General features: G+C 49.5%; 1 protein-coding gene. It reads right to left on the reverse strand.

Annotated features, from left to right (window positions below; genetic code table 11):
• Window positions 1–380: cysteine peptidase family C39 domain-containing protein (locus RTW80_RS27645; protein WP_312721299.1), on the reverse strand; the 380-nt coding region annotated here is incomplete at both ends.

Below are 380 nucleotides of genomic sequence, written 5' to 3' on the forward strand. Positions count from 1 at the left end.
TCCCCCGCAGGAATAGCATGATCCATAACCCGCTGTGTCCCCACCGGCATTAGCAGATTGATTGCTTCAATTACAACTGACAGACAGAAAATTTTCGCCAGCGTTCTTTTAATACCGTAAATACTGTTAATCAGTGAACGAAGACTTATGCGGGTCTGCAGGGTTTCCGACTGGAATTCACTTCCGGGCCAGACCTCAAGTGCAACGCCTGTAAAATATCGGCTCATTTCCTCCCGGCTGATATATCTTATGCCCCTGGCCGGATCATGCAGTACATAACGGTTACGCTGTCCGCGGACCAGCACGACGACGTGACTGAAATCCCAGTGGAGAATACACGGCGTTTTGAGGACTCGAAGTTCATCCAACTCCAGTGAAAG

It is taken from the genome of Escherichia sp. AM3 (assembly GCF_032029835.1).
Taxonomy (GTDB): domain Bacteria; phylum Pseudomonadota; class Gammaproteobacteria; order Enterobacterales; family Enterobacteriaceae; genus Escherichia; species Escherichia coli.